At 47.4% G+C, this 26,162-nt stretch carries 25 protein-coding genes; 20 read left to right on the top strand and 5 right to left on the bottom strand.

Annotation, left to right across the window (positions count from 1 at the left end):
- Positions 1-34 precede the first annotated feature (34 nt).
- The 4 genes from nusB to D104_RS36460 all read left to right on the top strand — a co-directional run bounded on the left by nusB (position 35) and on the right by D104_RS36460 (position 2,702).
- On the top strand, positions 35-541 hold the full coding sequence (gene nusB / locus D104_RS36475) for a transcription antitermination factor NusB (protein ID WP_024025633.1): 507 nt from the start codon (positions 35-37) through the stop codon (positions 539-541).
- Between the two features lie 240 nt (positions 542-781).
- A complete protein-coding gene (locus D104_RS36470) occupies positions 782-1,078 on the top strand; it encodes a DUF6172 family protein (RefSeq protein ID WP_024025632.1) in 297 nt (98 codons plus the stop codon).
- Between the two features lie 159 nt (positions 1,079-1,237).
- Complete coding sequence (thiL, locus tag D104_RS36465) at positions 1,238-2,188, top strand: thiamine-phosphate kinase (protein WP_024025631.1); 951 nt, start codon at positions 1,238-1,240, stop codon at positions 2,186-2,188.
- 31 nt (positions 2,189-2,219) lie between these two features.
- A complete protein-coding gene (locus D104_RS36460; RefSeq protein ID WP_024025630.1) occupies positions 2,220-2,702 on the top strand; it encodes a phosphatidylglycerophosphatase A family protein in 483 nt (160 codons plus the stop codon).
- A 117-nt stretch (positions 2,703-2,819) separates the two neighbouring features.
- Here the strand turns inward: D104_RS36460 and hydA are convergent, their stop codons facing one another.
- The 3 genes from hydA to D104_RS36445 all read right to left on the bottom strand — a co-directional run bounded on the left by hydA (position 2,820) and on the right by D104_RS36445 (position 7,201).
- Complete coding sequence (gene hydA, locus D104_RS36455) at positions 2,820-4,259, bottom strand: dihydropyrimidinase (RefSeq protein ID WP_024025629.1); 1,440 nt, start codon at positions 4,257-4,259, stop codon at positions 2,820-2,822.
- A 116-nt stretch (positions 4,260-4,375) separates the two neighbouring features.
- A complete protein-coding gene (locus tag D104_RS36450; RefSeq protein ID WP_024025628.1) occupies positions 4,376-5,860 on the bottom strand; it encodes an NCS1 family nucleobase:cation symporter-1 in 1,485 nt (494 codons plus the stop codon).
- Positions 5,861-5,917: 57 nt separating this feature from the next.
- Positions 5,918-7,201, bottom strand: a complete 1,284-nt coding sequence (locus D104_RS36445; RefSeq protein WP_024025627.1) for a Zn-dependent hydrolase — start codon at positions 7,199-7,201, stop codon at positions 5,918-5,920.
- Between the two features lie 392 nt (positions 7,202-7,593).
- Between D104_RS36445 and D104_RS36440 the strand changes: the two genes are divergently transcribed.
- The 9 genes from D104_RS36440 to D104_RS36405 all read left to right on the top strand — a co-directional run bounded on the left by D104_RS36440 (position 7,594) and on the right by D104_RS36405 (position 15,811).
- Positions 7,594-8,235 carry a TetR/AcrR family transcriptional regulator gene (locus tag D104_RS36440; RefSeq protein WP_024025626.1) on the top strand — a complete coding sequence of 214 codons (642 nt, stop codon included), beginning with the start codon at positions 7,594-7,596 and terminating at the stop codon, positions 8,233-8,235.
- A gap of 278 nt (positions 8,236-8,513) precedes the next feature.
- Positions 8,514-9,653 (top strand): 7,8-didemethyl-8-hydroxy-5-deazariboflavin synthase CofG, encoded by a 1,140-nt coding sequence (gene cofG / locus D104_RS36435; RefSeq protein WP_024025625.1) that lies wholly within the window; start codon positions 8,514-8,516, stop codon positions 9,651-9,653.
- The gene (cofH, locus tag D104_RS36430) at positions 9,650-10,861 is read left to right on the top strand and encodes a 5-amino-6-(D-ribitylamino)uracil--L-tyrosine 4-hydroxyphenyl transferase CofH (protein WP_024025624.1); all 1,212 of its coding nucleotides are present in this window, start codon (positions 9,650-9,652) and stop codon (positions 10,859-10,861) included. Before cofG ends, cofH begins: the two co-directional genes overlap by 4 nt.
- Positions 10,861-11,820, top strand: coding sequence for a 2-phospho-L-lactate transferase (cofD, locus tag D104_RS36425; protein WP_024025623.1), 960 nt, complete (start codon positions 10,861-10,863; stop codon positions 11,818-11,820). The genes cofH and cofD overlap by 1 nt, the downstream gene beginning before the upstream one ends.
- Positions 11,820-12,506 carry a 2-phospho-L-lactate guanylyltransferase gene (cofC, locus tag D104_RS0119170; protein WP_024025622.1) on the top strand — a complete coding sequence of 229 codons (687 nt, stop codon included), beginning with the start codon at positions 11,820-11,822 and terminating at the stop codon, positions 12,504-12,506. Before cofD ends, cofC begins: the two co-directional genes overlap by 1 nt.
- The gene (gene cofE / locus D104_RS36420; protein WP_024025621.1) at positions 12,499-13,272 is read left to right on the top strand and encodes a coenzyme F420-0:L-glutamate ligase; all 774 of its coding nucleotides are present in this window, start codon (positions 12,499-12,501) and stop codon (positions 13,270-13,272) included. The genes cofC and cofE overlap by 8 nt, the downstream gene beginning before the upstream one ends.
- Positions 13,269-13,967, top strand: coding sequence for an NADPH-dependent F420 reductase (gene npdG, locus D104_RS36415; RefSeq protein ID WP_024025620.1), 699 nt, complete (start codon positions 13,269-13,271; stop codon positions 13,965-13,967). The genes cofE and npdG overlap by 4 nt, the downstream gene beginning before the upstream one ends.
- A 106-nt stretch (positions 13,968-14,073) precedes the next feature.
- The gene (locus D104_RS36410; RefSeq protein ID WP_024025619.1) at positions 14,074-15,078 is read left to right on the top strand and encodes a TIGR03842 family LLM class F420-dependent oxidoreductase; all 1,005 of its coding nucleotides are present in this window, start codon (positions 14,074-14,076) and stop codon (positions 15,076-15,078) included.
- 286 nt (positions 15,079-15,364) lie between these two features.
- Positions 15,365-15,811 carry a DUF6314 family protein gene (locus D104_RS36405; protein ID WP_024025618.1) on the top strand — a complete coding sequence of 149 codons (447 nt, stop codon included), beginning with the start codon at positions 15,365-15,367 and terminating at the stop codon, positions 15,809-15,811.
- Positions 15,812-15,894: 83 nt separating this feature from the next.
- Here D104_RS36405 and D104_RS36400 read toward each other — a convergent pair whose 3' ends face one another.
- A complete protein-coding gene (locus tag D104_RS36400) occupies positions 15,895-16,701 on the bottom strand; it encodes an amino acid ABC transporter permease (protein WP_024025617.1) in 807 nt (268 codons plus the stop codon).
- A 132-nt stretch (positions 16,702-16,833) separates the two neighbouring features.
- A complete protein-coding gene (locus tag D104_RS36395; RefSeq protein ID WP_024025616.1) occupies positions 16,834-17,622 on the bottom strand; it encodes a transporter substrate-binding domain-containing protein in 789 nt (262 codons plus the stop codon).
- 179 nt (positions 17,623-17,801) lie between these two features.
- On the opposite strand from D104_RS36395, the gene D104_RS36390 reads away from it, so the two are divergent.
- From D104_RS36390 to D104_RS36360, 7 genes are all read left to right on the top strand, one after another.
- Entirely contained in the window at positions 17,802-18,629 is an 828-nt protein-coding gene (locus D104_RS36390) for a hypothetical protein (RefSeq protein WP_024025615.1), read from the top strand.
- Positions 18,630-18,660: 31 nt separating this feature from the next.
- Positions 18,661-19,143, top strand: a complete 483-nt coding sequence (locus D104_RS36385) for a GNAT family N-acetyltransferase (protein WP_024025614.1) — start codon at positions 18,661-18,663, stop codon at positions 19,141-19,143.
- Positions 19,144-19,170: 27 nt separating this feature from the next.
- Positions 19,171-19,722 (top strand): DJ-1 family glyoxalase III, encoded by a 552-nt coding sequence (locus D104_RS36380; RefSeq protein WP_024025613.1) that lies wholly within the window; start codon positions 19,171-19,173, stop codon positions 19,720-19,722.
- Positions 19,723-19,984: 262 nt separating this feature from the next.
- Complete coding sequence (gene carA / locus D104_RS36375; protein ID WP_031215395.1) at positions 19,985-21,115, top strand: glutamine-hydrolyzing carbamoyl-phosphate synthase small subunit; 1,131 nt, start codon at positions 19,985-19,987, stop codon at positions 21,113-21,115.
- A gap of 24 nt (positions 21,116-21,139) precedes the next feature.
- Positions 21,140-24,355 (top strand): carbamoyl-phosphate synthase large subunit, encoded by a 3,216-nt coding sequence (gene carB / locus D104_RS36370; RefSeq protein ID WP_024025611.1) that lies wholly within the window; start codon positions 21,140-21,142, stop codon positions 24,353-24,355.
- Positions 24,355-24,831 (top strand): transcription elongation factor GreA, encoded by a 477-nt coding sequence (greA, locus tag D104_RS36365; RefSeq protein WP_024025610.1) that lies wholly within the window; start codon positions 24,355-24,357, stop codon positions 24,829-24,831. The genes carB and greA overlap by 1 nt, the downstream gene beginning before the upstream one ends.
- Before the next feature lie 156 nt (positions 24,832-24,987).
- Positions 24,988-26,127 carry a Fic family protein gene (locus D104_RS36360; RefSeq protein WP_024025609.1) on the top strand — a complete coding sequence of 380 codons (1,140 nt, stop codon included), beginning with the start codon at positions 24,988-24,990 and terminating at the stop codon, positions 26,125-26,127.
- The last annotated feature ends 35 nt before the right edge of the window (positions 26,128-26,162 follow it).

The raw sequence follows: 26,162 nt of genomic DNA, 5'->3' as shown, positions 1-26,162 counted from the left end.
CCATGCGACCTAGTCTGGACAACTGAGGCAAAAAATGAGCGAAGTGGACACTACAAACGACCAAACTCCAGCACCAAAACGTAAGGATAAAAAGCCTTCACGTTCGCAAATGCGCAGTGCTTCCCGTCGTTTGGCATTACAAGCGGTTTACCAATGGCAGATGAACCAATCTGCGGTTAGCGAGATTGAAACTCAGTTCGTGATGGATCAGGACATGGATTCTTGCGATAAAGCCTACTTCCGTGAAATTTTGCAAGGCGTTACTGCCAGCGCGAAAAAATTGGATAACTTATTCGAAGAATTACTAGATCGCCCATTGAGCGAGCTAGACCCAATCGAATTGGCTATTATGCGCATTGGTTCGTTTGAATTGTCTCAGCGTTTAGACGTGCCATACCGTGTTGCGATCAACGAAAGCGTTGAATTAGCAAAAGGCTTTGGCGCAACAGAAAGCCACAAATACGTAAACGGCATTCTAGACAAACTAGCGCAACGTGTTCGCCGCGAAGAAATTGCAGCTCGCCGATTGGCTAATAAATAATTGCAGACAATTATTTAAGCGCTGTTTAACGCGTTTTTGAGAGATCCCTAAGAGCCTCGTTATTACTTGCTAATAACGGGGCTTTTTTATGTCTTCACACACCGTCTTGGCTAACCCTAAAAATAATGATTTGTTTAGGAATATTTTTCTTATTGATGGCTGGTTTATTCTTAACCCGCTATCATATGTCACTATTGAGGTGGTTGTTACGCTGCCTTGCCCAAAATTTTTAGGATCATAATGAAAAAGACGTTTGCTCTATCTCACCCCAAGCTTTCTTATCAGCGCATCATTGAAGCGGCGAAAAACGAAGTGAAGCAGTACATCAAAAAAGAGCGCAAACACGCGTTGCCTGAAGGCGCTGATTTTTGGGGATTTACCTGTAAGTTTGGCCAAACGGCAGAAAAAGCACGCGTGATCCACGAAGGTGACATTAATACCAATATCAGCTCGGCGCAAAGCCAGCATTGGAAGTCTTTTTACCTTGAAGTAGTACCAACGCCAAAGAAACGTGCTCCGCGTCCAGATGCGAATTAATTAACAGCTAATTCGCCAATTGATATTGATAAACAGGGCAGGTCTGCGATGAGCGATCTGCCCTGTTTCGTTTCTGACATCTTTCCTGCAATACGGTATCCTCTTGTCAGTATTTTTGGCGGTGAATGCATCCCGCTGGGACAATAAAAGGACAGAGTGTTGAAAGAATTCGAGTTGATACAAAACATTTTCCAAGCGTCTGTGATGGCAAGTACACAGGGGCGTGGAGATCTTTTGTTGGGCATCGGTGACGATTGCGCTCAGGTGCAAGTGCCGCAAGGGCAAAGCTTAGTATTCTCGATGGATACCTTAGTCGAGGGTCGACATTTTCCGTTTGATGCCGACCCAGTAGACATCGGTTATCGCTCGGTCGCAACGTGCGTCAGTGACTTGGCCGCGATGGGGGCGAAACCCGCGTTTTTTACCTTAGGTTTGACGATTCCTGAGTCCGATCCGCAATGGCTTGCTGGTTTAGCACAAGGCATGGCGGAACTGGCCGAGCCCATCGGATTGGCTTTGGTTGGCGGCGATACCACCAAAGGCCCGTTAACCATTACGCTACAAGTTCATGGTTATGTGGAACCTGAATTGGCGGTGAAACGCAGTGCAGCAAAAGTCGGCGACGATATTTATGTCACCGGATTACTGGGCGACGCGGCCGCTGCGGTGCCGATTGTGACCGGTGAATTACAAGTGTCGAGCGAGCGGTTTGATTATTTTTACGATCGCTATTGGCGACCAAAATCGAGGCTGATTGTCGGCATGGCGCTCAAGCGAGTTGCACACGCGATGATGGACATTTCCGATGGTCTTGCTCAAGATATCCAGCATATACTGAAAGCCTCGGACGTTGGCGCCGTCATTGATGCAGCGAGTCTGCCTATTTCTGCCGAGTTAAAACAATGGCAGCCAGAATCCGCTGTCACGTTAGCGTTAACGGGCGGCGATGATTACGAATTGTGTTTTACCGCACCAAAAGAACAAGCGGGTGAAATCGCACTGATTACGCAAACTCTGGGTTTGCCTTGCACTAAGGTCGGCGAGATTGTCGCGGAAGGGTTTAGTATCCAAGGTTATCATGGTGAAATAACCGGTTGGCAACACTTCTAATTTTTAAATTTAACGAATAGGTAATGATTTCATGGCAAATTCTGCCCCCGCGTCAGTATGGCGTAATCCGATACATTTTCTGGCGTTTGGCCTTGGTTCTGGCGCGGCACCCAAAGCGCCGGGTACGTTTGGTACCTTGGCGGCGGTGCCAATATTCATCTGGCTTTTACAAGATTTAAGCACCATGGCGTACCTTGCCGTGCTGGTGGTTACTTCGTTGGTGGGGATTTATCTTTGTGGTAAAACCTCGAAAGATTTAGGCGTTCACGACCATTCTGGCATCGTTTGGGATGAGTTTGTGGGCTTTTGGATCACCATGTTTCTAGCACCTGCAGGTTGGTTTTACATCGTATTAGGCTTTGTACTGTTTCGTCTGTTTGATATTTTGAAACCGTGGCCAATTTCGTGGGTGGACAAACACGTCCACGGCGGTTTCGGCATTATGTTTGACGATATTTTAGCGGGATTAATGTCGTTCGTCGTATTGCAAGCCTTGGTCGAATTTGTTTTATAACGGATACGTTTAGATCTCATCGGTCGAATAACGCTTAGGTTGTTGATGATGCGTCTCGGTTCCTTCCCCTTTTGTCTTTCAAGGGGAAGGCTAGGATGGGGTTGTTTTTGCTTATTTTTACCGCACAACCGCTTTGGGTTTATTCAATTCCTTGCGCTTTCTTAGCGATTCGTAAAACGGGGCATAAGTCGGGCGATCCACGTATTGTCCGTCACCCGATTCGGCCATCAAGGTATTGTTGTGCCACGCGAGTTTGCCATTGCAAATCGTGGTTTCGGGTACGCCGTGAATTTCCATGCCTTCAAAAATACTGTGTTCGATCTTCGAGTGATGCGTCTTCGCGGAAATCGTTTTGGTGGCTTCAGGGTTCCAAATCACCAAATCTGCGTCGGCACCAACGCGTATACCGCCTTTTTGCGGATAGATATTGAAGATCTTCGCCGTATTGGTGGAGGTTAACGCGACAAATTCATTCATGGTGATCTTGCCTTCGTTCACACCTTTTTCCCACAACACCATCATGCGTTCTTCCACTCCGGCGGTGCCGTTGGGGATTTGCGTGAAGTTGTCTTTGCCCATGGCTTTTTGATCGGCACAAAACGCGCAGTGGTCCGTTGCGGTGGTTTGCAGTGTGCCCGCTTGAACGCCTTTCCACAGCGCATCTTGATGATGTTTCGGTCTAAAAGGCGGGCTCATTACGTGCGCAGCAGCGGTTGCCCAATCTGGGTGTTGATACACGCTGTCGTCCACCGTTAAATGCCCTGCGAGCACTTCACCAAAGACGGTTTGGCCGTGATCTTTGGCGTAGCGAATGGCGTCGACGGCTTCTTCTGTGGAGACGTGAACAAGGTAGATCGGCGCGCCGAGCGTATTGGCAATGCTGATGGCGCGGTTGGCGGCTTCGCCTTCTACAGAGGAAGGGCGAGACAAGGGGTGCGCTTCTGGTCCTGTCATGCCTTCGGCCATGAGTTTGTTTTGTAGGTGATAAACCAGCTCGCCATTTTCCGCATGAACCGTTGGAATCGCGCCGAGTTCTAGGCATTTTGTGAAGCTTGCCACCAGAATATCATCGGTCGCCATGATGGCATTCTTGTACGCCATAAAATGTTTAAAGCTGTTCACACCGTGGTCTTTTACCAGTATGTTCATTTCCTCTGCGACCGTGGCGTCCCACCAGGTAATCGCCACATGGAAGCTGTAGTTTGAATGGGCTTTTTTCGCCCAACCACGCCATTGATGATACGCATCCAATAACGACTGCTGAGGGTTCGGAATCACAAAGTCGATAATGGTCGTTGTGCCGCCCGCAAGCGCCGCGACGGTGCCTGATGCAAAATCGTCTTTGGCGACGGTGCCCATAAAAGGCAATTGCATGTGAGTGTGAGGATCAATCCCGCCGGGCATAATGAGCTTGCCCGTTGCATCAATGACGTCAACGTCTTTGGGGTAGTCGCTGATGTCGCCAATCTCGACGATTTTGTTGTTCTTGCAAAGAATGTCCGCTTTGAAAGTTTCTTCGTGGGTGACGATGGTTCCACCCTTTATAAGAAGCGTCATATACCATCCTTTCTTAAGTGCGCGTTTTGTTACCATCAATTCGAAGAAGATGAAAAACGCGATGGATTAAAAATGCCGACGATGCTCGAAAGCACCGCCCACAAAACGGAATAGAATTAAGACTGCAATGCGTCGGCCTGGTTTTCAGACGTCGATTGCATGTTGGCTAGAATGAAATAGGCCAACGCACCAGTAAATGCACCGGTGAACCAGCCATAACTGTAGAACCAACCCAGAGCAGGCATATTCAGAGCAACCAGTGTGATCAGCACGGGAATAGCAAAGGCGATAAGACCAGCGCTGTTGAATGCTGGGTACAAACTGCTTGGCGTGTACAGCGCGACAAGGTCCAAGTGCTGACGTTTGATCAAGAAATAATCCACGATCATGATGCCAGCGATGGGGCCGAGTAAGCTGGAGTAGCCTAATAGCCAGTTTGAATACATGCTTTCCACACTCACATCGGATTCCAACATGCCCATTTTTTTGAGCAATTCCCAACCCATCAACAGAATACCAATCAAGCCGGTAAGCAGCGCGCCACGAGTATGATTGATCAGTTTCGGTGCGATATTTTGAAAGTCATTAGTAGGAGAAACCACGTTTGCTGCGGTATTGGTCGACAGCGTGGCGATGATGATCAACACCATGGCAATGGCGACCCAAACTGGGCTGTCGATTTTTCCGATCAAAGAAATTGGGTCAGAAATCGTTTCGCCCACCAAGGTGGTTGATGCGGCCGTTAACACCACACCCAGCGCTGCAAAGAAAAACATGGTCGCTGGCAAGCCAATGATTTGACCAACGATTTGATCCTTTTGTGATTTTGCATAGCGGCTAAAGTCAGGGATGTTCAACGACAAGGTTGCCCAGAAACCGACCATTGCCGTTAGGCCACCCAGAAAATACCCCATGAAACCTGCGTCTTCAGGGCGATTTGCAGGCGTGGCTAAAATCTCCGTAAACGACACTTTACCGCCGGCCCAAAACATCAAGCCAATCGCCACGATAAGCAACAAAGGCGCAGACAAGGTTTCCAGCCATTTAATGGATTCCGCCCCGCGAATCACCACGTACATGTTGAGCGCCCAGAAAATAAAGAAGCCAATCACTTCGCCAACGCCGCCTAAACTCGCCCAACCATCGGAGACGGCGGACAACAATAAGTGAATCGCCAAACCACCAAACATGGTTTGAATACCGAACCAACCACAAGCCACCAAGGCACGAATCAAACAGGGAATATTGGAACCCACCATGCCGAACGACGAACGCAATAGCACAGGAAAGGGAATGCCGAACTTTGTGCCTGGATAGGCGTTTAAAGTAAGAGGAACCAGCAAAATAACGTTAGCAATCAATATGGTAAACAAGGCTTCCATGACGGATAACCCAAAATACGCGGTGAGCACTCCGCCCAGCGTATAGGTTGGTACACAAATAGACATACCAATCCATAGCGCCGCGATGTTCCACTTGCTCCATGTACGGTCTTTGATTTTGGTTGGTGCTAAATCGTCGTTATACGCTGAACTTTGTTGGAGATCGTTGTCGACTTCCAATTCATAAAACTCACCCTGCTTCACTGACTTGCTGGACATGGTTGCCACCTCTTCTATTTGTTAGCTGTTGTAGACGTCTTTATTAAGTTGAACTGCTTAGAACTCACAGCCCGCGTTTTTTCTTCTCTTGTTCGAATGTTGTTGATGCTCTTTGGCAATGCGTTCGCTGGCTTCTAGCATAGTATGCAGCAGAACATTGGCGCCGGCGGCGCATTCTTCAGGCGAACTGTATTCGGCTTCGTTATGACTAATGCCATTTAGACAAGGCGTAAAGATCATTCCGGTTGGCACGAGATCTGCCATGTAACACGCATCGTGGCCTGCGCCAGCGTAGATGTCCATGTGGCTGTAACCGAGCTTTTCGGTGGCGGCTTTTACATCGTCGGAGGCATTAAATTCCACCGGGGCGAAATACCAGAAAGGATCAAGATTAACGTCTAAACCGTGTTCTTCAGCGATTTTCTCACAATAAGCGATGAGCTCTTCGTGCATTTTTAATAAAACATCGGGGCGAGGGTTTCGAAGGTCGGCGCTGAACTTTACATTGCCGGGAATTGTATTTCGCGAATTCGGCCAGACCTGCATAAAGCCGACCGTGCCTAAACCATTTTCATGACGAAGCGCGATGGCATTCATTTCGCTGACAATCGCCGCGGCCGTCAACATGGCATCTTTGCGCAAATGCATGGGCGTGGTGCCAGAATGAGAAGGGCGACCAACCACTTCGACGTTGTACCAGCGAATGCCTTGGCCTAATCGAACGATGCCAATGGCTTTTTCTTCATCTTCCAAAATCGGGCCTTGCTCGATGTGCGCTTCAAAAAAGGCGCCCATATTACGGCTACCGAGTTCCATATCGCCTAAATATCCGATGCGCTCTAGCTCGTCGCCAAGGCGAATGCCATTTACATCGGTTTTGTTTAATTCGGTTTCAAGGTCAAAACGACCAACATAGGTGCCGGAACCTTGCATCGCAGGTTGAAAGCGCGAACCTTCTTCGTTGGTCCAGACCGAAAATTCCATCGCTGTTGGGGTTTCAATGTTGTTTTCATGAATCGTTCGCAGCACTTCGACACCAGAGAGCACACCAAAAACACCGTCGAACTTACCGCCTGTGGGTTGGGTGTCTAAATGACTTCCTGTTCCGACCGCGGGTAAATCGTTGTATTTCCCTGGGCGGCGAGCAAAGATGTTGCCAATCTTATCGACGTCAACGGTGCAGCCGCAGGCTTCACACCAAGCCACAAAAAGGTCACGAGCTTGTTTGTCTAAATCCGTTCCCGCTAGGCGATTACAACCGCCTTTTTCTGTGCCGCCAATCTCCCCCATTTCCATTAAGGTGTCCCAAAGGCGTTGCTCGTTGATACGAAGATCTTGCATAACTCTCTCCTAAGTAATTTATATCTCTTTGAAATTACTTATATCTTTATCGAAATAGGCAGTTATCAAATTGAAATAAATATTTGCTAACGTATTTTTATTTTGAATAAATATTGACCAAAAGGTAAAACCTTTTTTCGTAAGAAGTCAAACATTTGTCTATTCATTAAAAATAGGATGCCGTTATTTAATGTTTTGCCATGAGTTGTTTTTGAAAATATATGAATTCTGTCTTTTTGGTCAGCAATAAGTAGGCCAACTTTTCATTAATTGTTTTGATTAAGCTCGTTTGAGAATTGTTCTTATGTTATTTTAGCGTCTAATAAAAACTCAAAACCAAGTAAAAACAGTGGGTTAACTTTTAGAACCATTCAACAGGGTAGGCATGCAGTTTGGCTGAGCAAAGAACAAGACGTACTAAGCAATCCGTTAATAGGGAAGTATTGGAATCCCGCATATTGCGCTCAGCAGAGATTATATTTGCCGCGAAAGGCTTTAGTGGTGCGTCAATGGAACGCATCGCCGAGATCGCCAAAATATCCAAACAAAATCTAATTTATTACTTTCCAAACAAAGACTTACTTTACAAACGAGTGTTGAAAGAAATTCTCGATATTTGGATAGAAAAACTGTCTTTACTCGAAAGCGATGGTGCCACGCCAGAAACGGTGATTCGTCATTATGTGCGTGAAAAAATGCAACTTTCTCGCCTGTATCCCAATGGTTCAAAGGTATTCGCGCATGAAATCATCAGTGGCGCGCCGGTGTTAAAGGATTACCTTATTAGCCATCTGAAACCTCAATTTGATCGTGACGTGGCTGTCGTTAAGTCGTGGATAAATAAGGGGTTAATTGAAGATATCGACCCAGAGCATCTGTTTTTCACCATATGGGCTGCGACACAAACCTACGCGGATTTTTCCATTCAAATGGAAGTGCTATTGGATAAGAAAACGTTAGATCAAGCGGATTTTGAGCGTGCTGAAAACGCCGTGACGGAATTTGTTGTGCGCGCTCTTGGTGCCAAAAAATAATTTTTAAATAAATTCTTCTCTGATTACTATTCAAAACGTATTAAAAAATAACCAATATAAAGAGAATAAAAGATTAAAAAAATCTATTTATTCATAGTCTTAACGCGTTAGTTAACTATTTAGTTAAGTCAGCTTTAATTATCGTGTTATTTTTTAGTGCGCACCGTGAACTAAAAAAAACAATTTACTCCCACGTTAATGACTGCTATTAATTTTTATACCAAATGGTAAAAAAGTTAATTGTTCGTCTTTATTAATCCCTAATGTGTGGAGTGAATATGATCTCTGTTTCTGAAGCCATATCCTATGAATTTGCCACAGGGCCAGATTTATATGCACTCTGCCAACAAGCGGCGAAAGCGCGCGACAACGCGTGGGGAAAGCAGCTTACCTATTCAAAAAAAGTCTTTATTCCACTGACCAATATGTGTCGGGATTCCTGTGGGTATTGCACTTTTGTGCAGTCGCCGGACTCGCCTCATTCGAATGTCATGACGCCGCAACAAGTGCTAAAAACAGCACACGAAGGCGCTGCGCTCGATTGCAAAGAGGCCTTGTTCAGTTTGGGCGAACGACCCGAAGAACGACATCAGAAAGCGCGGGATTTGTTGGCCGCATTAGGTTATGACAACACTTTAGATTATCTGCACGATCAGTGTGAAAGCGTCTTAACACACACCACATTGTTGCCGCACGTCAATGCGGGAGCGCTGTCATTTGATGAATTGAAGCGGCTCAAACCGGTCGCCGCCAGCATGGGAATGATGCTGGAAAACGTCTCTAACGAATTACTCAAACAAGGCCAAGCCCATTACGCCTGCCCAGACAAAACACCAAAACGCCGACTCGACACCATAGAGCAAGCGGGTCGTTTAGACATTGCGTTCACCACGGGGATTTTGATTGGCATCGGTGAAAGCTGGGAAGAACGAGTGCTGAGCTTGATCGCGATTCGTGATCGCCATCTGGCTTACGGTCACATTCAAGAGGTCATTATTCAAAATTTCCGCGCCAAAGTAGGCACCGCCATGGCAGGTTGCCAAGAACCGGACTTAGACGACATGAAACGCACCATCGCCGTGGCACGTTTGATCTTGCCGGATGACATCAGTATTCAAGCGCCGCCCAATTTAGAAGTCGAATACGGCAGTTACATCAACGCGGGCATTAACGATTGGGGTGGTATTTCCCCTTTGACCAAAGATTTTATTAACCCAGAAAGAGCATGGCCGCAGATCAGCAGTGTGGCGCAAGCGTGCAACGGGTTGGGTTATTCCTTGGCAGAACGATTGACCATTTACGATCGTTTCCAGCATCAAGATCACAAATATCTAACGCCTAATTTAACGCAACGCGTCGCAGCACTGGTGAGCCGAGCTGCGCACGCTAGCCGTCAGTTACAGGGAGACATCGCATGAATGTATCAAATCAAACCTCAGAAAAATCTGTCTATCCAGTCATGATGAGCGAACAAATTAGTTTGCCCGTTCGAACGATTTTAGAAAAAACGCTGTTGGGCGAAGAGTTAAACGTAGAAGACGCGTGTGTGTTGTTTGCCACCCAAGGCGCAGAAGCTCAAGCCGTATTAGACACCGCTGACAAAGTGCGTGAAAAGCGCGTTGGCGATACGGGAACCTTTGTGATTACGCGAAACATCAACTTCACCAATGTGTGTTATATGGGTTGCCGCTTTTGCAATTTCGCCAAAGAAAAAGGCGATGAAGACGCAGAATTTTTAACCGTTGAGCAAGTTGCAGACCGAGCCGAAGAGGCGTGGGCGCGCGGCGCGACGGAAGTGTGTATTCAAGGTGGATTGCACCCAGACATTGGCCCAGATTATTACCGTGATTTGATTGTTGCAGTGAAAAAACGCGTGCCAGAGATTCACATTCACGCCTTTTCGCCTTTTGAAATTTGGTATGGCTGCAAGAAAGGCCGCCTTGAGCCAGAGGTGTTTTTGACCGAATTAAAAGCACTAGGTTTGGGGTCAATGCCGGGCACGGCGGCGGAGATTCTGGACACCGAAGTGCGTAAGCAATTAACCAAGAATAAGCTCACCACAGAAGAATGGGTTCGCATCATCAAAGCCGCGCACTCTGTCGGCGTACCGACAACGTCCACCATTATGTACGGTCACGTGGATCAGCCGATTCACTGGGCAAATCACCTCAAATTATTGCGTGATATTCAAAAAGAAACGGGCGGCTTTACCGAGTTTGTGCCGCTGGGTTTTATCCACTACGAAACCCGTTTGTATAACGACAATCCAGACACCGTTCGCCCTGGTCCAACGCAAGACGAGCATTTCAAAATGCACGCGATTGCGCGTCTTATGTTGCAAGGTCATATTGATAATATCCAAGCGTCTTGGGTAAAAATGGGCCCTGACGTGGCGACCAAAATGTTGCGTTCTGGCGCGAATGACTTGGGCGGCACCTTAATGAACGAAAGCATTTCGCGTGCGGCGGGCGCAACCCACGGGCAAGAAGTGTTCCCAGAAGACATGGTTGCGAACATCCAAGCAGCAGGCCTAAACGCGGTGCAGCGTAGTACAAAATATGAGGTGGTCAAAAACTTCTTTAAGACGCCATTAACGAACCGCATTGCGATTCGAGGAGTGGCTTAATGGCAGAATTAACGATTACGTTATTGGCGGGCGGCGTCGGCGGTGCGAAAGCCGCCGAAGGTTTGGCCAACAGTCCGTTCGCCAGCGCGACCAAGATCATCGGCAACATCGCCGACGACGATGAATTTCATGGACTCTGGGTCTCGCCAGACATTGACACCCTGATCTATTCCCTTGGCGATCAAATCGATCGGCAGCAAGGTTGGGGACGCAAGAATGAAACTCACCAAGTATTAAACGAGCTAACTGTCTTAGGGCAAGACACGTGGATGACCTTGGGGGATTTGGATCTCGCCACGCACATTTATCGAACGCATTTAAAGCACCAAGGCGTGAGCGCCAGTGAGATTACGCAGCGATTGGCAGCACGTCACGGTGTGACGCTACCGATTTTATTGCCGACAGACGATGTGGTGCAAACCCAAGTGAAAACGCCAAAAGGTTGGTTGTCGTTTCAAGAATTCTTCGTGCGCGAGCATTGCCAGCTCGATGTGATCGACATCGAATACCAGGGAATTGAAAGCGCCAAACCGACGCGAGAAGCGTTGGAACAAATTGCCAACAGCGATGTGATCGTTATTGCGCCAAGTAATCCGATTGTGAGCATTGGGGCGATTCTCGCGGTGCCAGACATTCAGCAAGCAGTTGAACAAAGTGGCGCTTATGTCATCGCGGTGTCGCCGTTGATTGGCGGAAAAACGGTAAAAGGCCCTGCGGATAAAATGCTTGAAAGTGCCGGTAAAAGTATCGATTCGAAAGGCATTTACGACTGTTATCACACTTTTCTGAATGCGCTGGTCATCGATGAAATAGACCAAACCGATACGGCATGGCTAACAGAGCAAGGTTTGGATGTGTTGGTCACGCCCACCTTGATGAAAACCCCTGAAGAGAAAGCAGATCTGATGTCCCGCGTGGTTGAATTTGCGCTGTCTCATAAGAAGCAGAGGGCGGCCTAATGACTTCTTTTTTACTGGCGCCTTGTTTTATAGACAAGCTTTGCGTAGTGATTCCGATGAAATCGCCCTCACGATCGAAGCAAAGATTGGTCGGCAGCTTGTCAGATTCGTCTCGTGAAAAATTGTCGCTGACCTTGTTTCAAAACACCTTGGCGTTCTTTAAACAACATTTTCCCATGCTGGATGTGTTGGTAGTGAGCGAGTCGCTGGACGTGCTCAGTTTGGCGCAATCTTACGAAACCAATACGTTATTTGACGACGGTTCCAAAGGCTTAAACGGCGCGTTGGATTTTGCTTGTGACTGGGTGAAACAGTCGGGCTATGACAGCCAACTCATTGTTCCAAGTGATATTGCGCTATTGGATTATCAAGAAATAATCGACCTAATGGCGGCGATTCATGACGCACAAGTGGTGATTGCCGTTGCAAAAGACGGTGGCACCAATGCTTTACTGACCTCACCACCAGACGCGATTCCGTTTGAATACGGTTGTGATTCGGCGTCTGCGCATCGCGCCAATGCGTTGAGAAATCGACTGGTTTGCCGCAGTTTGCATTTCGCCAATCTCGCGTTAGACATTGACCACAGCGAAGACCTTCAAGTGGCGGTGATTCGCCAACCTGAGCAATTCAAAGCATGGAAACAAACCTCTCTGCCTCCCGTTAAGGAGCAATACTATGCCTGATTCGATGAGTATGTTTCGCTTAATGGGATTGCCGGATTTCCAAGCGGGCGACGATTTAGCGCAACGCATTATTGATACCTTAATCACACAAAAACAAACCTTGGTCGCAGGCGATATTCTGGTCATTGCTCACAAAGTGGTCTCTAAAAGCGAAGGCGCTTGCGCGTATTTGGATGACATTACACCAAGCGACGAAGCGATCGAATTGGCGAAAACGGTGAATAAAGACCCTCGAAAAGTAGAAGTGATTTTGTCTCAGTCGAATCGCATTGTTCGTGCGATGAAGCGACCTGATCAAGAAGAAGGCGTGCTGATTGCTGAGCATAAAAACGGCTACATTTGCGCCAATGCGGCGGTGGATGAATCCAATGCGGATCATCCAGGTCAGCTTATTTTATTGCCCGAAGACCCAGACAAAAGCGCTCGTGAACTGTGTCAAAGATTGGAAACGCATTTTGCTTGTGATTTGGGCGTGGTGATTAGTGACACCTTTGGTCGCCCTTGGCGATTGGGGCAAACCAATGTGGCGATTGGCTTGGCGAACGTGCCGGGCGTGATGCATATGTTGGGTGAAGAAGACGCCTTTGGCCGACCGTTAAGCGTGACCGCGCCCGCCTTTGCCGACGAACTCGCGGCGGCGTCAGGTTTGTTGATGGAAAAAAGCGCGAAATCCCCCGTGATTATTTTTCGTGGTCTGAATTGGCCAAAAACCGACAGTTCCAGTCGCGATCTTATTCGCGCTCATAACGAGGATCTCTTTAGATGAAAAGTTCGATGCAAGACGAATCAATGAATAAAGTCGCCATTATTGGCGGAACCGGCCCGCAAGGGAAAGGCTTAGCGTTACGTTTGGCGCAAGCGGGCGTGAGTGTGGTGCTGGGTTCTCGTGATCCTGCTAAAGCGCAAGAAACGGCGAAGGCGCTGACCGAATTGTTAGGTGATGCAACCGCCGATATTTCTGGCATGAGCATGGAAGACGCAACCAAAGCGGCGGGCGACTTGGTCATTTTGTCGGTTCCGTACGCGGGACATGACGCCACATTAACAACGCTCGCGCCGTTATTGCTTGGCAAAGTCTTGGTCGACATCGTTGTGCCGCTGGCACCGGGCAACCCGAAAGCCGTTGTGATGCCAGAAGCGGGATCGGTCACGGAATCGGCTCAGTTGTTATTAGGCGATGATATTCCCGTGGTTGGCGCATTACACAATGTATCTGCAATCACTTTGAACGATCTTTCTCGTGCCATTAATTGCGACATTTTAGTGTGCGGCAATGACTTAATCGCGAAGAAAAAAGTCATGGCACTGATCGAAAAAATGGGCACCAAAGCCTACAACGCAGGCTTGGCGGAAAGCGCCCGCTGCATCGAAGCACTGACACCGATCTTGATCCGTTTGAATATTTCGAAAGAGGTGCCGTTTAGTCATGCGGGGATACGCATTTGCCCACCAGATCATTAGGTTTCGATGCTTTAGAGACAAGAGCAGAGCTCACCAATACTTTGTTAAAAACAGACTCAATTTCTTAAAAAATATTAAAAAAGCACAATCATAAGAGGAACACATCATGGAATTCGGTATTACGTTTAAAGGGTTTGTCAGCCCAGATCGCGCGCGTAACTTGGTTCGTCAGGCGGAAGCGGCGGGGTTTGATTATTGTTGGTTTTACGATTCACACATTTTGTGGCGCGAGTCGTTTGTGGCCATGGCAATGTGCATGGAACACACAAAGACCATGCGATTCGGTCCTTGTGTAACCAACCCGAACATTCGCGACTGGTCTTTGGCGGCGAGTTTATACGCGAGCTTGGCGCATCAGAGTAATGGTCGTTTTGACATCGGACTCGGTCGAGGGGATTCGTCTATGCGAGTGATGGGAAAAAAACCCGCGACGTTGGCGCGTTTGTCGGAGTTCACCACCAAGGTAAAAGCCATGGTGCGCGGTGAAGAAGTGGAATATGGCGAATGCCCAGAACCGGTGAAATTACCTTGGGCAACGGGTTATGAATTGCCTGTTTGGATTGGTGCTTACGGGCCAAAAGCTTTGGCGACGGCTGGGCAAGTTGGCGACGGTTTGATCTTGCAAATTGGTGATCCTGATTTGGTGAAGTGGTTTAAAGACCAAGCGATCACCGCGGGTGAAGAAGCCGGACGCGATATGTCCAACTTCAAGGTGCAAGCCGCTGCGCCAGCGTATTTTGGTGACATGGATTATTGCATCGAACACACTAAGTGGTTCCCGGCGATGGTCGGTAACCACGTGGCGGACATCGTCGAAAAATACGGTGCAGACTCTGGTTTAGTACCAAAAAGCCTAACCGATTACATTGAAAAGCGCCGTGGTTACGATTACTCGAAACATGGTCAAAGCGACAATCCATTCTTGGATTTCATCACGGAAGACATCGTGAAAAGCTTCTGTGTATTGGGAACGGTTGACGATCACATTGCGCGTATTAAAGACCTCGAAGCGGCAGGCACGACACAGTTCAATATTTACCTAGACAGTGGCGACGAAGAAGAAATCATCGCCAAATACGGAAGAGACATTATTCCCGTGTTTAATGGTTAGGTTGTTGTTTCTGTAACTTTTTTCCTTCCCCTTTCTTCAAGGGGAAGGTTAGGATGGGGTTACTCTTGTTACTTGAGCTACATCGTTTCTCATCGAACGAATAACATTTCTTCTCGAAACTGTCGCCTACCTCGTCGAAGTGTTATTCGCCCGTGATGTTTAGGTCATTGACGCTGTGTTCTTGTATTCATGTACCAGCTTCAAAAGCCAGCCTAGTGTTGGCTTTTTTGCTTTTAGAAAAACGATATACTAGGGCGTGTTTACTTATTAATAGAGTGTCAACTGAATGTACGCAATGAAAGCAAGCGCGGTGTCGTTGTATTTTCTGGGTGACTGGAAGGCGAATCGAGTGATTTCGGGCTTTGGTGAGATCACAGGGCAGGCGACGTTTCAGGTTAATGATCAGCACGATGATTATTTGGATTTTCAAGAAGCTATGGTGCTGCCAAGTGCTCAAAATAAGGAGCAGAAGCCAAACGCGTTTCGCACCTACGAATATCGGATGACGTCAGAAGGGTTTGATATCTATTTTTCCGATGGCGCGACGAAGGGCGATTTGTTTCTGAGCTTTGCCTTCACGCAAGCGAGTATTCTCACGTCCCATCATTTGTGTATCAAAGACCATTATGACGCGACGTTTGCGTTTTTATCAGACGATGAGTTTGAGTTGAGTTTTAGCGTGGTTGGGCCAAAGAAAGACTACTCGATTCGAACTCGATTTACTCGCATCTAACCTTGTTTGTAACAGTAAAAAATCCAACGTCGTGTTGGCTTTTTTCATTTTTAGGCCATCGATTTTACGTGGTTTGTCTCTAATCAATGATGGTCATTGCGTCTCAAATGACTTTCAAAGGCTCGAATTAATAGCGATAAACTGAGCGTGAGCACAAGGTACATGAAGGCGACGACGTTGTAGGTTTCAAAAAACTGAAAGGTCGATGAACTGTAAATTTTGCCAAGTTGGGTGATGTCTTGTACTCCAAGCACAGACACCAGTGCGGAGTCTTTGATCATAGCGACGAGGTCGTTGCCGAGCGGAGGTAAGATTTTACGCATGGCTTGCGGCAAGGTGATGAGTCGAAATCGATGCCAGTTGGAGAGTCCCAAGGCTTTGGCCGCTTCTATTTGCCCTTTGCCCACTTCTTGAATACCCGCCCGAAATACTTCTGCGATAAACGCACTGTAGCTGATTGCTAAGGCAAAAATAGCGCGCCACAGTAAGGTGAAGTCTCGGGTTCTCGCGGTTTCTAACCAGCCCGCTTCTATCGGAATTTGCAGCGCCCAGTTGTAGCATTTTACCAGTTCGGGTGCGCCAACAAAGGCGATGTAAAACAGCAGTACCAGTACAGGAACGCCGCGAAAGACTTCCACATAAAAACGGGCAAATTCACGGATGATTCGATGATGTGAAAACCCAGCTAAGGCAATTAATAACCCGATTAGACTGGCAAGAATAAAGGCGGTAAAGGTGACGCCTAATGTGGTGAGTAGACCTTGGCTTAGTGCGCCCGCTATGCGTTGGTAGCTTTGGTCGGCAACCATGTTCCATAACAGAACAAGGGCGATAATGATGATGGTGACTAGCCACCATGGCGTGTGGTCTACGGTTTTTTTAAAGGGCATAATCAATTCATAGCAAGACCATTCCGTGGTCATTTTCAATAAAAAACGGATCGTCTTATAAAGCAGAAGATCCGTTACAGGGTGTGGTTATTGCTTTCGCTCTAATGGTTTTGATTTTATCGATTGTACTTCTTACTGATTAAAGTCGAAGAACCATTTTTTGTTTAGTGCATCGAGTGTGCCGTCTTGTTTCATGCTGTTGATCGCGGCATTGATTGGGGTAAGTAGGTCAGATTTTGGCGTTAGTATGAAGCCGAAGTCTTCTGAACCGAGTGGACCACCGATCATTTTAAATGCGCCTGGGTTCGCGCCAATGTAACCGCGAGCCGATGCGGCGTCCATTAATACGCTGTCGACATCGCCAGACTTAAGTGCTTGGACGGATGTGCCAAAGGTTTCGAGCAGCGTGATGCGTGGGTTGTCTTCGTTGCCATCCAATACATCATAAACCGCCACATAAAAATTGGTGGTGCCGGCTTGAGCGCCAAATTGGAAGTCGTCGTTGGCGGCAAAGGATTCTGCGTCTGTAAAACGGTCTTCATCGGCGCGAACTAGCATGAATTGTTGAGAGGTCATGTAGGGAATCGTGAAATCAATTTGCTGAGCGCGTTCTTCATTGATGGTGATGCCATCCATGCCGACATCGTATTGACCTTGTTTGATCGCCTGAATCATAGTGTCCCAGCTGCTTAAGTGCCATTCGATTTTCGCATTCAAGCGCTTGCCTATTTCGTTCATGGCGTCGTATTCCCAACCAATGCCTTTGCCTGTTGCTGGGTCCACAAAGTTTAACGGTGTGTAGGCGTTTTCCGTCACGGCTAAAATAGTGCGGCCTTTTAAGTCGGGTAAGTTACCAGCAACGCTGAGCGAACTGATAAAAAGGGCGGTGATCAGCATCAAACGAGAAAACAAAGAATCCATGGGGTGTTTACCTTTTAGAAGACGTTTTTTGAGATTGCTCAAGATGGCAGAGATTATACATAGTCGATAAAGACTAGACCATGCAATCTTGTTGCCATCAAGTGGCAAGTCGTTGCGTAAACGCGTATATTTGTTTGCCAATATCCCAATCAATAAATGCGTATGTTTCTAAGGTTATTATGTCCCGTGAATTACCACCTCAACAGGCGTTTCAAACCCATTGCTTAGCGCAAATGGGCGTGGTGTCTTGGTTGTCTTCTACGGACGCTGTGTCTGGCACTGTATTTATGCCGATCCAGCCTTGGCCGATCGATGTCGCTGTAACGGCAGGGTTTTCGTCGGAAGACGCGATCATTAAACCGACTTCTGCGGGGTTTAAAGCGGCAGAGCCTACACCAGTGACAGAAGAAAAACGGCTTCCTGAAGAAAAAACACCGCTGGTGAATCACCTTCGCGAACAGTTGAACGCTGGGCCAGAAATTATCGTTGAAGATTTGCAGCCGATTGAAGAGTTGGCTGTGGATATTGTGGTGGAACCGGATCCTTCACTTTCGAGCCAAATCACGCGCTTAGACATTCGCGCTTATGCGTTATCGAACAAGCTGCTTATTATCAGCGATGTGCCGACGGTGTTCTCGCAGGAAGAAGAAATAGAGCGTCTTGTTTTAAAAATGGGGCAAGCGTTGCTAAAACACTCGGTGGATGAATGGCAGGGCAGCGCTTTTTCTTGGCCGGGCGGGTTGAAGAACCCACATTTTCTACAGCGCACCGATTGGTTATTTGGGGCGCTAGAAAGTTATGTTGGCCGTTTGGTGCAAAGCTTTCCTGATGCGCCTTTATTGGTGCTTGCGGGTGCGCAAGTGACTCAGCTGGTGGACGATTTGCCACCAGAGAGTCCTATTAAACAATATCCTACGGCACGAATCGTGAGTTTGTCTGAATTGCATCGCATTCCTGAGTTACGCAAAGACGCATGGCAAGTTATGCAGTCCTGTCTTTTTTGTTAATCTTTTTGCCTTTAAAGAGGCGTTCAACTTTATGATTCCTTCTGTTTCTATTCGTCTGGCGACCGAGTCAGATTTATGGCCTATTATCCAACTCGATACCTTGTCTAACCCTCATCCTTGGGGTGAAAATTTGGTCGCAGACGCTTTAAACACACGAAAGAATTGGGTGATTGAATTAGGTGATGTGACGCAAAAATCGATTGTCGGTTGGTTAACGGCATCGATCGTGCTTGATCAGTCCGAATTGGAATTAATTGTGATTGATTCCTCTGTCCGTAGACAAGGTCTAGCAAGAAGCTTGATGATGACGTGGTTAAAAGACATCAAGCAGCAGAATGTCTGTGAGCTACTATTGGAAGTGCGAGAATCCAACATCGGCGCGATTAGTCTGTATGAATCGTTAGGGTTTGAGCTGGTGGGGTGCCGTAAAAATTACTATCAAATAGAAAAAAAAGGACAAGCAGAGCAAGGCCACGAAGCGGCTTGTTTGTTCACATTAACAGTATCAGTTTGAATTCTGTCCTAATTAAGGAGATGAAATATGAGTAAGGTGTTGGTTCCTGTTGCCAATGGCAATGAAGACATTGAAACCATTACGATTATCGATGTATTGCGCCGTGGCGGTTTAACTGTAACGGTGGCGAGTGTGCATGAGTCCAAACAGATTGTGGCGGCGCACGGATGTAAATTAGAAGCGGACGTTTTACTAACGGACGTGGCGGATCAAATGTTTGATGCCATTGTGTTACCGGGCGGCATGCCAGGTGCAGAGCATTTTCGTGATTGCGAATTGCTGATCGACATGTTGGAAAAACACGACATAGAAGACGCTTTATTGGCGGCCATTTGTGCATCGCCAGCGGTGGTTTTTGGTAAGCACGGTTTTGTGGTGGATAAACAAGCTACGTGTTATCCCGGTTTTGAAGATGGATTGATTGGCGCTGAATATGTAGCAGATCAGCCTGTGGTGATGGACGGTAATATATTAACGGGCAAAGGACCGGCGGCGGCGATGGTTTTTTCATTGACTGTATTGGGTAATCTAAAAGGCTACGAAATTGCGCAAAAAGTGGCCGATGATTTGTTGTGTTAATCGGATTGCCCGATAGCTGCTTATTCCTGACTAAGAAGTCAAGAAAAAATGCACGACAGCGCCGTGTTTTTGCCTGTTTTCGTGGCAATTCGGTGGACGCAAAAGTCGTATCGGAGTAGAATTGGGCAGATTTTTTGAACGCGAGATCTATTAATCATCCATTAATAGATGAACGGCAAAAACGCAATTTCTTAAAAGCGAGATGAGCCATGTGTTCTTCTCGCTTTTTTGCAACCTGAAAGGCTCTAAATGGGAGGTTCCTTTGGCAACATCAGCGATTCTGGCTCTGGAAGACGGCACGATTTTTAAAGGGGTGTCGATCGGAGCGGATGGCTCCTCAACGGCCGAGGTAGTGTTTAATACCTCGATGACTGGTTATCAAGAAATTCTTACTGATCCTTCCTATGCTCGACAAATGGTCACCTTGACCTATCCCCACATCGGGAATACTGGCGTTAACTCTGAAGATGAAGAATCCAACAAAGTATGGTGTGAAGGCCTGATCATTCGTGATCTTCCTTTGGTGGCAAGCAGCTGGCGTTCAGAAGAGTCTTTGGACGCTTACTTGAAGCGCAAAGGCGTTGTCGGCATCGCGGACATCGACACGCGCAAGCTGACTCGAATCCTACGTGAAAAAGGCGCGCAAGCGGGCTGCATCATGGCTGGCGACAACCTAGATGAAGCCGCTGCCGTGGCCGCAGCAAAAGCCTTCCCTGGTCTAAAGGGAATGGATCTTGCGAAAGAAGTGACGGTTGAAAAAGCGTACGAGTGGACAGAGTCGACTTGGGACCTTGTGAACGGTCACACAACACCAGATTCTTCTGAATTCCACGTTGTTGCCTACGACTTTGGTGTGAAACGTAACATTCTTCGTATGTTGGTTGAGCGCGGTTGCCGCTTAACGGTTGTACCGGCTAAAACGCCAGCAAGCGATGTGTTGGCGATGAACCCAGATGGCGTTTTCCTATCAAACGGTCCTGGTGACCCAGAGCCATGTGATTACGCGATCCAAGCGATCAAAGAGATTCTAGAAACAGAGATTCCTGTTTTTGGTATTTGTCTTGGCCATCAGTTGTTGGCATTAGCGTCAGGCGCGAAAACGAAGAAAATGAAATTCGGCCATCATGGTGCGAACCACCCAGTTCAAGCAATCGAAAAAGGCACGGTGATGATCACCAGTCAAAACCACGGTTTTGCGGTTGATGAAGACACGTTGCCTGCTAATCTTGTGATGACACACAAATCTTTGTTTGATGGTTCTCTACAGGGGATTTCCCGTACTGATAAGAGCGCATTCAGCTTCCAAGGTCATCCGGAAGCGAGCCCAGGGCCGCACGATGTCGCGCCTCTGTTCAATCAGTTCATTGAAAACATCAAAGCATCTAAAGCCTAAACGAAAGGACGGAACGAGAAGACTATGCCAAAGCGTACTGACATAAAAAGCGTCTTAATTTTAGGTGCTGGCCCTATCGTTATTGGTCAGGCTTGTGAATTTGACTATTCTGGTGCGCAAGCGTGTAAAGCGCTGCGTGAAGAAGGTTTCCGCGTCATTCTGGTGAACTCAAACCCAGCCACCATCATGACTGACCCAGCCATGGCGGACGCGACTTACATCGAGCCTATCGAATGGCAAACCGTTGAAAAGATCATTGAAAAAGAACGCCCAGACGCGGTTCTACCAACAATGGGTGGCCAAACCGCATTGAACTGTGCGTTGGACCTTGAGCGTCACGGTGTACTAGCAAAATACAACGTTGAAATGATCGGCGCGACAGCAGACGCGATCGATAAAGCGGAAGACCGCAACCGTTTCGACCAAGCAATGAAGGCCATTGGCCTAGAATGTCCTCGTGCGGGCATTGCGCACAGCATGGAAGAAGCGTTGAAAGTGCAAGCGGACTTAGGTTTCCCTTGTATCATTCGTCCTTCTTTCACCATGGGCGGCACCGGTGGCGGTATCGCATACAACATGGAAGAGTTCGAAGAAATTTGTACGCGTGGTTTGGATTTGTCGCCAACCAACGAATTGCTAATCGATGAGTCTTTGATCGGTTGGAAAGAATACGAGATGGAAGTTGTCCGCGACAAAAAAGACAACTGCATCATTGTTTGTGCGATCGAAAACTTCGACGCGATGGGTGTTCACACAGGTGATTCCATCACTGTGGCACCAGCACAAACGCTGACAGACAAAGAATATCAAATCATGCGTAACGCGTCTTTGGCGGTATTGCGTGAGATCGGTGTTGAGACCGGTGGTTCAAACGTACAGTTTGGTATGGATCCGAAAACAGGCCGTTTGGTTGTTATCGAAATGAACCCTCGTGTGTCTCGCTCTTCGGCGTTGGCATCCAAAGCAACCGGCTTCCCGATTGCAAAAATCGCCGCGAAATTGGCGATTGGTTACACCCTAGACGAATTGCAAAACGACATTACTGGTGGTCAAACACCAGCGAGTTTTGAGCCTGCAATCGACTACGTTGTGACAAAAATTCCTCGTTTCACCTTTGAAAAATTCCCAACAGCGAATGACCGTCTAACGACGCAAATGAAGTCTGTGGGTGAAGTGATGGCGATTGGCCGTACTTTCCAAGAGTCGTTGCAGAAAGCATTGCGCGGTTTGGAAGTGGGCGCTGACGGTTTTAACCCTCAGTTGGATTTCTCTGAAGAAAACAGCAAAGAGAAATTGGCTTACGAGCTTCAAAACCCAGGTTCTGATCGTATTTGGTACATTGGTGATGCATTCCGTTCTGGCATGACCGTGGAAGAAATTTACGAAGACACGGGTGTTGATCATTGGTTCTTGGTGCAAATCGAAGACTTGATCAAAGAAGAAGCGGCGTTGGCTGACAAAGGTTTGGTCGACATGTCATACGATGTGATTCGTCGATTGAAGCGCAAAGGCTTCTCTGATGCTCGCCTTGCAACCTTGTTGAACGTCACTGAAAAATCCATGCGTGAACGTCGTTACTTGATGGATGTTCACCCTGTGTACAAGCGTGTAGATACTTGTGCGGCAGAATTCGCAACCAACACGGCGTACATGTATTCCACTTATGAAGATGAGTGTGAAGCAGCGCCAACGGACAAAGATAAAATTATCATTCTTGGTGGTGGCCCGAACCGTATTGGTCAAGGTATCGAGTTTGATTACTGCTGTGTTCACGCGGCATTGGGTCTACGCGAAGACGGTTACGAAACCATCATGGTGAACTGTAACCCTGAAACCGTATCGACTGACTACGACACATCGGATCGTTTGTACTTCGAACCTGTGACGCTAGAAGATGTATTGGAAATCGTACGCAAAGAAAAACCAAAAGGCGTGATCGTTCAATTCGGTGGTCAAACACCACTGAAAATCGCTCGTGCTTTGCAAAACGAAGGCGTGCCAATCATTGGTACAACGCCTGAGTCGATTGACCGCGCAGAAGACCGTGAACGTTTCCAAAGCATGATCGAGCGTTTGGGCTACAAGCAGCCGCATAACGCGACCGTGCGCAGCGTAGAGCAAGCCGCGTCTAAAGCTGCTGCCATTGGTTATCCTCTAGTGGTTCGTCCATCTTATGTTTTGGGTGGCCGCGCAATGGAAATCGTTTATAACGAGAAAGATCTTAATCGTTATATGACAACGGCTGTAAAAGTGTCGAACGACAGCCCTGTATTGCTTGATCACTTCTTGAATGCAGCGATTGAGATTGATATCGACTGTATCTCTGATGGTCATCAGGTGGTTATCGGCGGCATTATGCAGCACATTGAACAAGCGGGCGTTCATTCTGGTGACTCGGCGTGTTCTTTACCACCTTACTCCTTGTCTGAAGACGTGCAAAACGACATCCGTGAGATGATCAAAAACATGGCGCTTGAACTTGGCGTTATCGGTTTGATGAACACTCAGCTTGCCGTGCAAGACGGAGAAATTTACGTGATCGAGGTGAATCCTCGCGCATCACGAACTGTGCCTTTTGTTTCTAAATGTATCGGTCGCTCTTTGGCGCAAATTGCTGCCTTGGTGATGGCGGGTAAAACATTGGAAGAACTGGGTTTCACGAAAGAAATCATTCCTTCTTACTTCAGTGTGAAAGAAGCGGTTTTCCCGTTCAACAAGTTCCAAGGTGTCGATCCGATTCTTGGGCCTGAAATGAAATCCACCGGTGAAGTCATGGGTGTTGGCGATACGTTCGCCGAAGCCTTTGGTAAAGCGGTACTGGGCGGAGGTACTGTGTTGCCAACGTCTGGCTGTGCTTTCATTAGTGTTCGCGATATGGACAAAGAAGGCGCAGTGGCGGTTGCTCGTCGTTTGGCTGAGCTAGGCTTCGATCTTGTTGGTACAGACGGTACTGCGAAATACCTAACCGAAAACGGTGTATCAGTCCGCAAGGTCAACAAAGTGAACGAAGGTCGTCCACACATTGTTGATATGCTGAAAAATGGTGAGATTGATTACATCATTAACACCACGTCTGGTACGCAAGCTATTGCAGATTCTTCTGTTATTCGTCGTACAGCATTGCAGCGCAAGGTTTGTTACACTACGACATTGGCTGGTGCTGAAGCGACAAGCATGGCGATTGGCCTAACAGGTGAAACGAAAGTTAGAAGACTGCAAGATTTGCACTTGGGGAAATAATGAAAAAAGTACCAATGACAGTAGAGGGAGAAGCTCGTCTTAGAGAAGAGCTTAATCACTTGAAAACTGTTGTCCGCCCTCGCGTGATTGCAGACATTGCAACCGCGCGTGAGCATGGCGACTTAAAAGAAAACGCGGAATACCATGCTGCTCGTGAAGAACAGAGCTTTGCTGAAGGTCGTATTAAAGAGATTGAAGGCAAACTGTCGGATTCACAAGTTATTGATGTTAAGGCCTTGCCTGCATCGACTAAGGTTATTTTCGGTACCACGGTCACGCTTTTCAATGTCGATACAGAAGAGACAGTGACTTATACGATTGTAGGTGATGACGAAGCGGACGTGAAAGTGAAGAAAATTTCTTACGCTTCACCGATCGCAAAAGCCATCATTGGTAAAGAAGAAGGCGATGAAGTCGTTGTTAAAATCCCAAGCGGTGAAGCGACTTACGAAATCGAGAAAGTGGCCTATATCTAATGTATTAGGCGTTTTCTAAAAACCACGATGTGAAAGCATCGTGGTTTTTTTATGCCTGTGAAATGTGAAGCAAAAGCATGAGCCGAATAAATGGTTTATTCGGCTCATTAAATAGTGATATTCTGAGTCGAATAATTCACTTAACTGGCTCATACTATGAAATACAGCTGGCAACACCCTGATTGGCCAAACTTCACCTTTGATGAAACTCTATGCCGAGACGCTTTGTATCAGTACGCGTTAGAGGCTGGTCGTTTGTCTGGTGGAATGAGTCAACTTGAAAATACGTTGCAGTACGATGCCTATATCGACCTCATGGTGAGCGAAGCCATAAACACAAGCCAGATAGAAGGTGAGCGTTTGGACTGTGAAGACGTGCGTTCATCTATCAAGAACTTTTTAGGCTTGAGTAATCCACCAACCCGGGTTGCAGACCCGCGAGCAGAAGGCATGGCCGCCTTGTTGGTCGACGTGCGTAATAGCTTTGCTGGCGAACTCACAAAAGCCACCTTATTTCACTGGCATCAATTGGTTCTACCACAACAAGAAAACAGCCTGCTGCCTCGTAGCCTAAAGGTTGGTCAATGGCGAGATTCTGTAGAACCTATGCAAATCGTCTCTGGCCCAATTGGCTATGAAAAAGTGCATTATGAAGCGCCGCCAGCGTATCAAGTCGATACAGAAATAAACCGATTTCTAGATTGGTTTAACCGCTCTAATCCATTAAAAGCACAGCGAGATATCGTTCTTGCTGGGCCAGTGCGTTCGGCTATCGCGCATTTATGGTTTGAAACCATCCACCCGTTTGACGATGGCAACGGCCGAGTAGGGCGAGCGATTGCCGAAATGGCATTGGCTCAAGACCTAAATAGGCCGCCATTACTAAGCTTGTCGACGATCATCGAGAAAGATAAAAACGCCTATTACGATGGACTCAACAAAGCCAGTCAACTCAATTTGGATATTACCGACTGGGTGACATGGTTTGTCGACTCTGTTTTGTTGGCGCAGCAAGAAGCCGCTAAGAAAGTCGATTTTGTTTTGAAGAAAGCCAAATTTTGGGAAAAACATCAACACACCGAACTGAACGAACGCCAACAGAAAGTGCTTAGCAAACTCTTTAATGCAGGATCGGGTGGCTTCGAAGACGGACTAAGCGCCAAAAAATACATCAGCATCACCGGCAGCTCCAAAGCCACCGCCACCCGAGACCTCAGTGACTTAGTTGAGAAAGAATGTTTGTACCGCCTGGAAGGCGGCGGCAGGAATGCGAGGTATGGGGTGGGTTTAGAGTAAAGGGGGCAGATCAGGTCTAAGCTAGTGCAATTTAG

It is taken from the genome of Marinomonas profundimaris (genome assembly GCF_000508165.1).
Lineage (GTDB): Bacteria > Pseudomonadota > Gammaproteobacteria > Pseudomonadales > Marinomonadaceae > Marinomonas > Marinomonas profundimaris.
Note: the sequence above shows the minus strand (reverse complement) of the source record. Positions and strands in the feature narration are given on the sequence as shown.